Annotated in this window: 14 protein-coding genes; 1 reads left to right on the top strand and 13 read right to left on the bottom strand. The window is 66.5% G+C overall.

The annotated features are described in order from the left end of the window. The 4 genes from ACMHYJ_RS10060 to ACMHYJ_RS10045 form a co-directional block, all read right to left on the bottom strand. Window positions 1-386 (bottom strand): replication initiator protein A (locus ACMHYJ_RS10060; protein ID WP_414246026.1); only part of this gene is annotated, 386 nt, incomplete at its 3' end. Between the two features lie 26 nt (window positions 387-412). Continuing rightward, window positions 413-697 (bottom strand): helix-turn-helix transcriptional regulator, encoded by a 285-nt coding sequence (locus ACMHYJ_RS10055; RefSeq protein WP_009405761.1) that lies wholly within the window; start codon window positions 695-697, stop codon window positions 413-415. 113 nt (window positions 698-810) lie between these two features. Then, window positions 811-1,581: a DUF2285 domain-containing protein gene (locus ACMHYJ_RS10050; RefSeq protein WP_414246025.1), complete on the bottom strand. Its 771-nt coding sequence runs from the start codon at window positions 1,579-1,581 to the stop codon at window positions 811-813. 341 nt (window positions 1,582-1,922) lie between these two features. Next, window positions 1,923-2,273, bottom strand: coding sequence for a DUF2958 domain-containing protein (locus tag ACMHYJ_RS10045; RefSeq protein WP_060092169.1), 351 nt, complete (start codon window positions 2,271-2,273; stop codon window positions 1,923-1,925). Window positions 2,274-2,593: 320 nt separating this feature from the next. Here ACMHYJ_RS10045 and ACMHYJ_RS10040 point away from each other — a divergent pair, with 320 nt between their 5' ends. Next, complete coding sequence (locus ACMHYJ_RS10040) at window positions 2,594-2,887, top strand: helix-turn-helix domain-containing protein (protein WP_175146550.1); 294 nt, start codon at window positions 2,594-2,596, stop codon at window positions 2,885-2,887. Window positions 2,888-2,957: 70 nt separating this feature from the next. Here the strand turns inward: ACMHYJ_RS10040 and ACMHYJ_RS10035 are convergent, their stop codons facing one another. The 9 genes from ACMHYJ_RS10035 to ACMHYJ_RS09995 all read right to left on the bottom strand — a co-directional run bounded on the left by ACMHYJ_RS10035 (window position 2,958) and on the right by ACMHYJ_RS09995 (window position 12,036). After that, window positions 2,958-3,272, bottom strand: coding sequence for a DUF736 domain-containing protein (locus ACMHYJ_RS10035; protein ID WP_414246024.1), 315 nt, complete (start codon window positions 3,270-3,272; stop codon window positions 2,958-2,960). A 751-nt stretch (window positions 3,273-4,023) separates the two neighbouring features. Next, window positions 4,024-4,236 (bottom strand): hypothetical protein, encoded by a 213-nt coding sequence (locus tag ACMHYJ_RS10030; RefSeq protein ID WP_414246039.1) that lies wholly within the window; start codon window positions 4,234-4,236, stop codon window positions 4,024-4,026. Window positions 4,237-4,301: 65 nt separating this feature from the next. Beyond that, window positions 4,302-6,353 (bottom strand): ParB/RepB/Spo0J family partition protein, encoded by a 2,052-nt coding sequence (locus tag ACMHYJ_RS10025; protein WP_414246023.1) that lies wholly within the window; start codon window positions 6,351-6,353, stop codon window positions 4,302-4,304. Between the two features lie 80 nt (window positions 6,354-6,433). Further along, window positions 6,434-7,264 carry a DUF932 domain-containing protein gene (locus ACMHYJ_RS10020; RefSeq protein WP_414246022.1) on the bottom strand — a complete coding sequence of 277 codons (831 nt, stop codon included), beginning with the start codon at window positions 7,262-7,264 and terminating at the stop codon, window positions 6,434-6,436. Between the two features lie 693 nt (window positions 7,265-7,957). Then, window positions 7,958-8,236, bottom strand: coding sequence for a hypothetical protein (locus ACMHYJ_RS10015; protein WP_414246021.1), 279 nt, complete (start codon window positions 8,234-8,236; stop codon window positions 7,958-7,960). Window positions 8,237-8,302: 66 nt separating this feature from the next. After that, on the bottom strand, window positions 8,303-8,653 hold the full coding sequence (locus ACMHYJ_RS10010; protein ID WP_414246020.1) for a DUF2958 domain-containing protein: 351 nt from the start codon (window positions 8,651-8,653) through the stop codon (window positions 8,303-8,305). A gap of 276 nt (window positions 8,654-8,929) precedes the next feature. Next, the gene (locus ACMHYJ_RS10005) at window positions 8,930-9,439 is read right to left on the bottom strand and encodes a JAB domain-containing protein (protein ID WP_414246019.1); all 510 of its coding nucleotides are present in this window, start codon (window positions 9,437-9,439) and stop codon (window positions 8,930-8,932) included. 333 nt (window positions 9,440-9,772) lie between these two features. Then, the gene (locus tag ACMHYJ_RS10000) at window positions 9,773-10,837 is read right to left on the bottom strand and encodes a PDDEXK nuclease domain-containing protein (protein ID WP_414246018.1); all 1,065 of its coding nucleotides are present in this window, start codon (window positions 10,835-10,837) and stop codon (window positions 9,773-9,775) included. Next, entirely contained in the window at window positions 10,834-12,036 is a 1,203-nt protein-coding gene (locus ACMHYJ_RS09995; RefSeq protein WP_414246017.1) for a tyrosine-type recombinase/integrase, read from the bottom strand. The genes ACMHYJ_RS10000 and ACMHYJ_RS09995 overlap by 4 nt, the downstream gene beginning before the upstream one ends. Window positions 12,037-12,091 lie beyond the last annotated feature (55 nt).

Genomic DNA, 12,091 nt, shown 5'->3' with positions numbered 1-12,091 from the left:
AGCCGGTCGAGCGCCGCTTTCAGGCGCTGGTAGTCGTTGAGCGACGTGCTGCGCCCGATGAAGCGCAGGATCTCGTAGGGCGTGGCGCGTATCCAGCGCGAGGGGCGGATGCCCGCGTCGCGCGCCTCCACGATCTGCGAGGCGGCCCATATCAACACGTCGGCATCCCATATCGTTGCGATGCCATGCTCGGCCGTGCCTTCCACACGGATGGTGATGCCGCCGGCGCGGAAGTCGATCGGCGCCGTGCGCCGCGACTTCGCCAGCGAGAAGAATGGAAAGGCCATCAAGTCCTGGCTGTCGCGGGGTGCCATGTCGCCCGGCAGCGCGCGGAACAGGTCGAGCTGTTCGCGCTGCGGCAAGGCTTGCCCTGGCGGGCTGGACATGGCGACGGCCACCCACGCGCCAACGATCAGCGGCCATCACGGTAGTCGCCCGCATGGCGTTCGGCATATTCCGGGTCGGAAGTTGCCTCGTAGCTGCGCTGGTCGGCCCAGGCATCGAGGTCGCTCACGGCGTACATGACGCGCCGGCCGAACTTGCGGAACTTCGGGCCGCCGCCGACCACGCGCTGTTTCTCCAGCGTGCGGGGACTGAGGCGCAGGTACTCGGCGGCTTCGTCGTTGGTCAGGTAGCGTTGGGGCTGCGCAGGCGCAGCGACAGCAGCGGCGGCAGGCCGCAAGGGAGCAGGTCGCATGGGATGAACCTCCATCAAGCCCGGCCACACCACGCGGCCGGATAGAGGCACTTTCAAGAAAGCGCGGCACCCCGCGAAGGGACGATCTGCGGGGGACGCGAAACGTCCCCCCCCTACTGCAACCGCAGCGGCGGAAGCTGTGCCAGGCGGCGATAGCCGCCGCGCATCAGCGCCTCGCCACGGCGCACCAGCCTGCGCACGCGGGCGCGCAAGGCGCTGTCGGTGTGCCAGTCGGCGGCGACGGCATCGGCACCGAAGAGACCTTCGGCCATTTCGCGCAGGGACGCGCCCGCTAGGGTCGCGTCGAGCGCCTGGAGCGTATGCAGTTCCAGCAGCGCGGCCGGCGTGGGCCGGGAACGGGCCGCCGCCGCAGGCGCGACGACCGTGGCCACGGCCAGGGCGTCCAGCCCGGCCGCGAGCGTGCGATAGCGCGCGCACGGCGTGGCGCAGGCCCGAGTGGCGTAGAGGTAGGCCATGCCGTCCTCCAGGCCCGGCCCGAGTGCGAGCCGCAGGCAGCAGCCGGGCCAGTGCGACACCAGAACCAGGCGCTTGCCGTCGTGGATCAGTTGCTTGCGGCCAGGAACGCGCCAGAACTCGAAGGCATGGGCTTCGGGTGGCGGGTCGTCATCCGGGTAGAGCTGCACCACGGCATCGTGATCGGGGAACCAGGCTGGATGCGCGTCGCGCGCATCCAGCGCCGGGTCTTCCAGCAGGCGCAGGCCCCACGCCTGCGCCGCGTCCGGCCAGCGACGACGGCGCAGCCAGTCGCGGCGGTAGCCGGGATTCCGGCGCAGGTATTCCCAGGCCAGCGCGGGGCCGTCGAGGTGCAGGACGTAGAGATAGGCCGCTGTCGGATACCAGGGTTCGGCGCTGCGATCAGTCATGGCAAAACCTCCCTGTGCTCGGGCGTCGCCACGGATTCCGCCGTGCGGGAGCTATCGAATCGCCATCAGGTCGTCATCAAGATCGGGTTAAGCTGTAACTGTCGGTGTCAAGACCGTTTGGCTCCGGCGTGTTGCGGAAATCGTCTGAATGCGACGGCCGCACAACCCGGAAATGGTGCGCGGCATCGGATACCGTGCCGCAGTCCTTGCCAAAGATCATGACTGTTTGCATCAGGCTGGCACCGCTTCGGTGCATCAATGCCGATCCAGACCTGTCCGGTCTTGAGTAAGACTGAAATAGTCTCAATGCGCCCCGGCTGGCCGGACTGCGCTGGCGTTCATCAGTCCGTGATCGAACCGTTCTCCTGGGCCAGCCGGACATACTCCGACAGCGGGCGCACCGCCTGGAAATACCGATCCCGCCGCACCGGCAGTTTGCGCGGCCCGACGATGCCGGCCAGGTCGGAGAGCTTGACCGTTCCCAGCGCAGGCATCCCGATGCCGAGGTCGATCAGGCCGTAGGCCGTGTCGCCATCGGCGGGATCGAGCGACACCAGCAGCCAGGTCGCGTGCGCGTCCGGCGTGAACAGTCGCACCACGGGCATCGGGTCGATGCCTTGGCCGGCAGCGCGTGCCGCGCCGTGGGCCAGCAGCCGGGCGCGTTCGTCGGCGGTGAGAAGCGGCAGGGTCATGGCCGGAACCTCCACGAAACCGAGGATGCGCGGATGCGCTTCTGCGTCGAAGCACGGAACCGCCAAACCGTTTCCGTGCTTTCGTGCGCAAGCACGGATGTGCAAACCATCGCATCCGTAGAAGAACGCATGCGCGTAAGCGGGATTGTAGGAAGCCGGAAAGACACGGATGCGATTCCCCGGTTCTGTCGGAATCCGCCGATGCGGATTTCCGTAAAGGCACGAATACGGAAATCAACATCGCCAAATGAACACTTTAGATTGTAGCCCTATTGGGTTCAATGGGCTGTCATCTTGGTTTTTACGGGGAAACCAAGTTGGTGACAGCGAAACACTCATTGGCGACGGCAATACGGACGGTCAGGAAGGCGCGCGGCTTGAGCCAGGAAGCCTTTTCCGACGTGTCCAGCCGCACCTACATGAGTTCGCTGGAGCGCGATCTGAAAAGCCCGACCATGCACAAGCTGACCGAGCTGTGTGAGGTCATGGAAGTGCATCCGCTGACGTTGCTGACGCTGGCCTACGCCGGCGACAACCCGCGCAAGGCCGAGCAGCTTCTGGCGCTGGTGCGCCAAGAGCTTGAGGCCATCTCGAAGGAAAGCGACGCGCCGTAGGCGCGTGCGTGACGTGCTGCGCCAGCAGCACGGCGCCCCGCCGCAATGGGCGGGGCGCGGTGGGCGACCGTCAGGCCGCCTTGGGCTTGCTGCGCGACCAGATCAGGTCGTGCGTGCCGTCCTCGTTCTCGATCAGGCGGGCATAGACCGTTGCCGGGAACGAAGGATCGTCGAGGGTCACGGACACGTAAGACCGTCCGGCCTCGCTGATCTTCTTCCACGCCGCGCCGATGTCGTGGCCTGCCGCCTGCACGCGGAAGTCGGGGGCGTTCTCGCTGTCGCCCTTGTCGTTGGGAACCAGCTTGACCTTGACGTTGAGCGTCAGGGTGCGGAGCGTGCCGGTGAAGCCGTCTTTCTCTGCGGTGAAGGTGCCGATGTTAGCCATGATGTTTCTCCTTTCGGGTTGAACAAGGTCGCGCCCATCGCGTCCTTGTTGTGAACCGGCCGGCGGGGGATGGGCTGGCGGCACCGCGCAGCGGGCGCAACACCGTGGAGCACCTGGAAGCGAAAAGAATTTGTCCCGCGAGGAATGCGCGCAGCGCAGGGGAATTGTTTTCGCTGGAAGGTTGCCGCCATGAAGCCCAAGGCGCAGCCGTGCCCTCGCCAGGATTCACGACAAGCCAAGGACGCAGGGGCCGCCCGCTCCCGAAAGGAGACATGGCCGACCTCGGCATCCCCGCATGACGGCTGCACCGGCTTGCGCCCTGACGCGGGCAAGGCCAACCCCAATGACAAGGCGAGAACGCCCCTTGCCGCCGCTGGCGGCAACGTGCTTGAGGGGTGGCGTGGAAGCTCCATAAGGCAAGGCCGGGCGGCGTGTCGGTGAACCGTCCTTCGTGACGTACAGGCGAACCGCCAGCGTCGAGGACGGCACGCTTTCGCACAACCTGCCGCAGCAAGCCGGGGCGTAGCCCCACAAGCCCCGCCCATTGCGGCGGGGCGCCATCAAGATCCTGCCCGCGCCAGCGGGCGCCGATTGCCGTGCCGCGTGCAAGACACTTGCACGCCCGCCCCGTCGCCGCCTGGTCAAAGGCCGCGACGGGGCGGTCTTGCTGTGGACATTGAAACCGGGCGCGGCCACCGCCGCGCCCGGATTTTGAGAACGGCCCCGGCGCATCGCGCCGGGGCCGCTGCGGTTATTCCTTAGTTTCGATGATCCACCACACCGAACGCGACAAGGCGCTGCCGGTGATGGGGTGAATGTCGGTCAGGTCGGCGCAGGCCGTCCAGCCCTGCGGCGGATGGTAGCCGCGCACGTCGCCATCGCCATGCCAGCGGCGGGCTCGCACTATGCCGGGGGCATAGACCGCTGCCATGCGCGGGCGGGCGGTCGGATTCTGGCGATTCATGGGAAAGGCTCCGGGCTTGCCGAAGCGCCCCGGCCGAAAACCGGGGCGCTCGGTAGTGGTGAGGGTCATGCGGCCAGCGCCTGCACCTCGTCGTCGGCTTCGAGGGCTTCCGGCGCGTCATCGGCCACGGCCTGCGGCTCGTCCTGCGCCGTGGTGTCGTCCGCGCCCTCGGCCTTGAACACCGCAGGCATCCAGCCGGTGCCGTCCGCCAGCCGTTCGGCTTCGCTGGCAATGTCGCCCTTCTTGAGTTTCGCCAACCGGGTGACGTGCGCCGGGGCGTACTCGGTCACGGCTTCCAGAATCACGGCTTTGGAAACGTGCTTGAAGTAGCCTTCGGCGGTCGGCTTCCACCATGCGGCCATGTCCAGCCCCACGGCCTGCGCCAGTTCCGCGCCGGGCTGGTGCTGCGAAGCGCGGGGCGTCACCACGTCCACCGTTGCGGCCACGCATACCGCAAGCAGCCGCACCAGTTCGTCCTGCGACTTTTCCAGCAGCGCCGCGAACAGTTCGGCGCTGTCCTCCGGCAACGCTTCGCCCGCGACTTCCTGCAAGGTGCGCAGCGCCACGGCGGCGGGCGATTCCGGCATGTCCGGGGCCATGCCTTCCAGCCGGTCTTGCACTTTCAGGGTCACGCCGAGCGGCAGGTCGTGGCCGTAGTGGCTGCCCTGCAAGACGGCCTGCACCATGCCATGCACCAGCGCGGCCAGCGCGACGTGTGGGTGCCGCGCCACTTCGATTTGCAGCGCCGCCGTGCGGTGGGCGCTCAACCGCTGCGCCAGCCGGTCGGACAGGCTCGCGGTCTTGGGCGCTTCGTCGGTGTCGTCGCCTTCCTCGTCGTTCGCACTGTCGCCCGCGCTGAAACCCTGCCGCAGCTTTTCCAGCGTGCGCAGCGCCTTGGCCTCGGCCTCGCGCAGCAGGCCGCGATGAATCACGGCCTCGCCTTCGCGGTCGAGGGTGACGACGGCACCGGCCACGGCGCGCACGTCCGGGGCGTAGCCCTGCAAGGCATCCTCCACGGCCTGCAATTCCCCGGCCACCTGTTCGCGGCGCGGTTCCAGCGCCTCGGTCTTGTCCTCGTCCTCGGCGTCGTAGGCGTCTTCCAGTTCGGCGTCGATCTTGTTGAGGCGGGTTTGCAGCGAAGCGATGCGGCGGGCTTCGCGGGCGCTCGGTTCGCGGCGCTGGCGCGGGGCACTCTGGAACGCCTGCCGGTCGGCGTGGCTCATGTGCGGTACGGCTTCCACCCATGCCCATCCCTCGGCGCGCACGTCCTCGGCCTGCGCGTCCAGCTTGCCGCGCACCAGCGTTTCCAGCAGCGCGGCATCGGTCAGGTAGGTTCCGGCATCGCCTTCGGCGAACAGGTCGCGGCGGATGCCACCGCCTGCCGCCGTGTAGGCGTCCAGCCCGACGAAGCGCACCAGCGGATGCGTGGCGGTGATTTCACGCTCGGTCAGGCGGTCGCGCAGTGCGGATGCCCCGCGCTGCCATTCCGGCGCACCGTAGAACGCGGCTTCCTGCGCGGCGTGGTCGTCGGTGATGGTCAAGGCCATCAACTGTTCCAGCGTCACACCACTGGCGCGGTAATCCGTCATCAGGCGCGGCGACACGTTCGCCAACTTCAAGCGGCGCTGCACTACCAGCGGGGACACGCCGAAGTCGGCGGCAATGTCTTCGATGGGTCGGCCTTCCTTGACCAGCGCGGCGAAGGCCGCGAACTGGTCGGCGGGGTGCATGGCTTCGCGCTGCACGTTCTCGGCGAGGCTCACGGTACGGGCGGACGCATCGGCCACCAGCAGGCACGGCACTTCGTAATCGGCGGCGATGCGCTTCTTCTTCGCCAGCAGCTTCAACGCGGTCAGGCGGCGGTCGCCGGCCACGACTTCGTATTGCTCGCCATCGGCGGACAGAATGACGATGAGGTTTTGGAGCAGGCCGACACGGGCGATGCTCGCGGCCAGTTCGGGGATGGACTGGCGCGGGGTCGTGCGGACGTTGCGCTTGGAACGGCGCGGCAACAACTGCGACAGCGGAACCAAAATCAGGTTCTTGGTCGGGTCGGCCACTTCCAGCGGCGCGGCGGTTTCGAGGGCGTGGATTTCGGTTTTGGTAACGGCGTTCATGGTGATAACTCCTAACGGTTCAGGGATGCAGCAGCGAGGGATGCGGCAAGGGCTGCTGCCTGCCCCTGCCGCATGGGGAATCAGGCTTTCAACTGGCGCAGGCCATCGGCCAGCATCCAGAGGGCGCGATTGAGGCGCACATCGGAATCAATGCCCTGCACGGGGCGGGTCTGCTGGCGGCGTCCGTTGGCGCTGCGGCCATGCAATCCGCCTTTGGTCAGGTTTTCTTGCGTGCGGTTGAACACGCTCCACAAGTCCGGGCGGCGGTCGTCGAACCGGCGCGGCATCAGGATTTGCGATTCCGTGATGGGCGCGGGCTTGTTGTCGGTGGGGTCGTACTTGAGGGCCAGCGCGGCGCGGGCGAACACTTCGGCCTCGCCTTCGTCCAGCGTGATAGCGCGCATCGCGTCGCGGGAATCCTTCACTCGGTCGAAGCCGCGCAAGACTTCATAAGCGCCTTCGATGACGTGCCCGGAAACGTCGCCCTTGTGGGGCACGCGCACATCGGCCACGGTGTCGCCGCATACAAGGCCATTGCTGCACACGAACCGGAACATGCCGGCCAGCATCTGATAGCTGCTCGTGCCATCGTGCGAGTTCAGCAGCACGATTTCATTGGCTTCCGCGCCGTTGATCTGGCTGGCGTGGCGCAGGCGGATCATGTGCTTGGTGTGCTCGCGCTTGCCTTCGTCGCGCACGCGGGTCTGCGTCACCATGAAGGGCTGGAACCCTTCTTTGCGAAGCTCGGTCAGCACTGCGGCGGTTGGGATGTAGGCGTAACGCTGCGAACGGCTCTCATGCGGCGCGTCCGCGAAGATGGACGGCGCTACGCGGTGAATCTGGTCATCGGACAGCGGGTAATCGCTGCGCAATGCCGGGGAACGGGAAGCGAAACGGGATGCGAGTTGCATGGTCTTTCTCCTGACAAAAAGAGGTTTGCTGTTCACACCGCACACCGGATTCCTAGATTCGGAGCCCAGCCTTTCGGCTGTTTGGTGCGGTCGGCGCGAGGAACCCGGTTGGCCCTGTTGCCACCGTCTTTCCTGAGTTCATCGCCCGCGACGGTCAGGAGCGCGCGAACGGGTGCCGTCAAGGAGGCAAGCGCAGGGTTGGTGCGGCCCGCAGGCGCAGCCGAGGACACGGCCCTGCGCGCCTTGACGGCACACGGGCGCGGGCTACAGTCGCGGACAAGGTGATGAAGTCAGGGGAGACGGCTGGACATGGCAACGGCCTTCCCCTTGCGCTGACCGCACGCAAGCGAAGCGCGCAGGCCCGAAGCTGGAAGCCGGGCCGTAGGCGTCAGCCGAGCGGAGCGAGGGAACGATGGAAGCCCGTCAGGGGCGAAACCCCGCAGGGGGTTCGATGCGCAGCACGACAGCGCGACCGGCCATGTTTCTTGGCCGGGGACGCCCATGCCATAAACGATGGACAGCATGAGCTGGATGCCCAGGATGAAATGCCGGTGGTGTGCAGAGGTTGTCGCGCCGGCGCAGCCGGGGCGGCGGTATCGAGGGGCGCCAAGCGCAGCGCGGCGGGGATGGCCGCACGGCCTTCCGCTGGAGTGCAAGCGAAGCGCGCAGCGCCCCAGAAGGGGCGCGAAGGCATCAAGCCGCGCCGTCAGGGCGCAGGCTGGATTCCGCAACCGGCATCCACGGGGAGGTCGAGTCCAGCAGGTAGCGTTTGCCGAGTGCGTACAGCCCGCAAGGCCCGGCAGGCCGATAGAACCCGGTGACGTGGCGATGGAACTGCGCGCCGAAGTCGTTGGTGTAGATCACCGCGTCGCCGATCTTGAAGCGCAGCGGCTGACCGTTCTCCGGCGCGAACGGCTTGCCCGCGTCGTGCTGCGCGGTGATTTCGATGATGTAGTCGTGATGGCTGCTCATGGCATGGATCTCCTGTGATGGTCGAGAAAGCACATGGAGCGCCTTGCGGCGCTCCAAGGGGCCGGGTCAGACAACGACACGCCCGGCCAGCCGCGCTTCGCGTGCATAGGCGCTCAACCGCTTCTCGGCGCGGAAAGACAGGTCGCGTTCGATCGGCAGGCCCAGCCCGCCGCGCACGGTCGCCAGTTCGTTCAAGCTGACCCAGCCGATTTCCGGCATTTCCAGGCCCAGGTCGCAAAGACCAAAGGCGTGGTCGTGGTCATCGGGATCAATCTCGGTCAGCAGCCAGGTCGCGCCGGCATCCGGCGTGAACAGCTTGACCACGGGGGCCGGATCGAAATGCTGGTTCTCCAGCGATGCGCGGCCGTTGGCCAACAGCACGATGCGCTGCTCGTCGGTGATGAGTGCGTGGTTCATGGTGAACTCCTGAAAGGATGCCGGGCGGAATTGCCCGACCCTTCCGGGGCACGGCGCAGCGCAAGCAGTCAGGGGTCGCAGACGGCCGCCAGGACGCAAGCGCCATCGCGCGCAGCCCTTGACAGCGAGAACGCCGTGGCACGATGAAGGGAACAGCAAGACCGCCCCATACCTCCATGCAGGCTATGAATTTCCGAAACGCTGTCTCGGAAATCCGAGGCAGCGTTTTCGCCCGGCTCGCGCCGGGCGCAGCAAAAAGGGGCCGAAGCCCCTTCGTCAGATCAGGCCACGTTCGGCAAACGATGTGGTGTCGGTGCCCGCGACGATGATGTGATCCAGCACGCGCACGTCCACCAGCCCCAGCGCCTCCTTGAGCCGCTGGGTCAGCGCCCGGTCGGCACCGCTCGGCTCGGGATTGCCGCTCGGATGGTTGTGCGACACGATGACCGCCGCCGCGTTGAGCCGCAGCGCCTCCTTGACCAGCTCGCGCGGATACACCGATGCACCGTCGATGGTGCCGCGGAACATTTCGGCGTACTCGATCAGTCGATGGTGCGTGTCCATGAACAGCACCGCGAACACCTCATGCTCGAAGCCGGCCAGCTTGGCGCGCAGGTACTCCTTGACCGCCGCCGGCGACGTGAACGATGTACCGCGCTGCATCTTGCGCTCGATGGCCTGGCGCGCAGCCTCCAGAATTTGCTCGGCAGTCGCCAGCAGGTAGCGGCCCTGCGCGTCACGCACCATCAGCGAGGAATCGAACGAGGAAAAGGACAGTTGCGACATGATCGTGCTCCGGTTACTCGGGCGGAATTGCCCGGAACCGTGGCGAGCACGGCGCAGCGCAAGCAGTCAGGGGTCAAGGACGGCCACGGGCCGCAAGCGTGCAAGCACGCGCAGCCCTTGACGGCGAGAACGCCGTGATACGGTGAAGGGAACAGCAAGACCGCCCACACCCGCCCAATGCACACACTTGCCTTTGTGCAAGCGGAGCGCGCAGGCCCGCCAGGGCCGAAGGCGTCAGGGGTCAAAGCCGGATGGCCGCGATTCGGCACGAAGCGCGGGGCGCAGCCCGCGAACCCGACGGCGGCACGCCGGGACGCACGAATGCTGTTTGGGCTACTCGGTGTCTTGCTGGCGCTGCTCGATCTGCAACCGCGCCCGCTCGGTCGCCTGCTGCAACTTCTCGCCCAGCACCGCACGCGGCGGCAAGCTGGTCAGGTACTCGGCAACGTGGATGCCCGACTTGTCCAGTTCCAGCAACTCGATCTGCTCACGCTTCTTGCCAGTGCAAAGGATGATCCCCAGCGGCGAGGCTTCCTCCGGCTCCCGCTCGTGCTTGTCCAGCCAGCGCAAGTAAAGCTCCATCTGCCCTTTGTAGGCTGCCTTGAACTCGCCGATCTTCAACTCCACCGCCACCAGCCGCCGCAGCTTGCGGTTGTAGAACAGCAGGTCAAGGTGAAAATCCTCATCGTCAATCTGGATGCGCTTCTGCCGGGCGACGAAGCAGAAGCCCGCGCCCAGCTCCAGCAGGAATGCTTCCATTTCGCGGATGATGGCCGCCTCAAGGTCGCTTTCCTGCCAACTATCCCGCAGGCCCAGGAAGTCGAGGATGTAGGGGTCGCGCATGACCAGCGCAGGCGTCATGCGCTGCGCATCGCGCAGGGTCGCCAGTTCCTGCGCGATGGTTTCCTCCGGCTTTTGGGACAGCGCCGTGCGCTCGTACAACATCGAGTCGATACGCTCGCGCAGCGTCCGCACGCTCCAGCGTTGGGCACCGGCCATCTGCGCGTAGTAGTCCCGCTGGAGCGGGTCTTTCAGCGGAATGAGGGCGATGAAGTGCGTCCAGCTCAATTGTCGTATCAGTGATACGACAATTCGCTCGTCCGGGTAGGCAGCGGCGAACTGCACCATGCGGCGCAGATTCTTGACCGAAAAACTGCTGCCGTACTCCTTCACCAGTTGCGCCGCCAAGGTCAGCACGACTTCCTCGCCGTAGTCGGCCCGCCGACCTTCCAAGACCTGCGTATGGATGCGCTGGCCGATACGCCAGTAGAGCATCGACAGCTCGCTATTCACCGCCGAAGCGGCGCGCTTGCGCGCCGCTTCGATCAGTGCCCGAATGTCGCCCAGCAGCGCCTTTGGCGCTGCGGGTGACGCGATGGATGCCTTGCGCCTGGTCATGCCGTTGCCTCCGCAGGGAGCCGCTTGGCGCCGGTGATCGTCTTGCGCCGGTTCGCCACCAGTTCGGCCGCCTTGCGCACCGGGTCATCCTCGGTGTGGACGTAGCGCATGAACATCGCCACGGTCTTGTGCGCGGTCAGCGCCATGCCGACCTTGACCGGGATGCCCGAGTTGGCAATGTCGGTCGCCGAGCGGTGGCGGATGCCGTGCGTGCCTACATGCGCCGCGCCCGCTGCCTTGAGCGCACGGCTCCAGCCGTTGTAATACTCGCCCGTGGTCAGGTGCTGGCCGGGATGGTTCGGGGATGGCAGTACATACGGGCAATCGTCCCGGCGCGGTGCTGCCGAAAGCAGCCGATAGGCTTCCTCGCTCATGGGCTTGGACATGCCGCCGGTCTTGCTGTCGGGCCAGACGACGCGCCGGTTCTCGAAGTCCACCCAATCCCATTGGAGCGTGACGATTTCGCCGCGACGGCCGGCGAACTCGAATTGCAGCCGGATCGCCAGCGGGATGACGTAGCTCTCCAGCCCCTCGGCCTCCAGATGCTCAAGATGACGGAACAGCTTGCCCATGTCCTCGTCGCTGATGAGGTGGGTGGCCTTGCCGTTGGGGAACATCGGGACATGCCGGCACGGATTGGTGCCGTCGGGCCGGTAGCCCCACACCTCGGCCAGATTGAACATGCGGCGGATGACGCTGAACGTCCGGTTCGCGTCGGCCGGCTTGTGCGTCATCTTCTTCATCATCCCGGCCACGTCCGGGCGCTTCACGTCCTGAACCTTCATCCGGCCGATCATCGGGACGATGTTGCGGTCGATGACGCTCTGATAGCCTTCCTGCGTGCTGGGCTTGTTGCGCAGCTTGGAGTAGTCCTCCATGAACTTCGTGCAAAGCTCCTTGACCGTGGGCGCCTTGCGCGCCTGCGCCTTGTCTGCGGCCGGGTCGCCGCCCCGGCGCACCTGGGCCAGCCATTCCTGAGCCAGCGAGCGGGCCTGTTCGACGGTCAGTTCCCCGTACTGGCCCAAGGCGGGCTTGCGGCGCTCGCCGGCGTTCGTCCGGTACTGGAGCATGAACACCTTGCGGCCCGATGGGGTAATCTTGCACAAGAAGCCGGGCACCAGGGTATCCCTGAGTTCGACGGCCTGCGCCTGGGGTTGTGCCGCATCGACTGCGGACTTGGTGAGCTTGATCTTTGCCATGATGACTCCTCGGAAAGACCCGATTCCCAAGAGCCTCATAGGGGCCACCAGCAGG

Origin of the sequence: Castellaniella hirudinis, from assembly GCF_047468865.1 — a bacterium.
Taxonomy (GTDB): domain Bacteria; phylum Pseudomonadota; class Gammaproteobacteria; order Burkholderiales; family Burkholderiaceae_B; genus Castellaniella; species Castellaniella hirudinis_A.
This window is presented reverse-complemented; position numbering and strand designations above follow the sequence as displayed.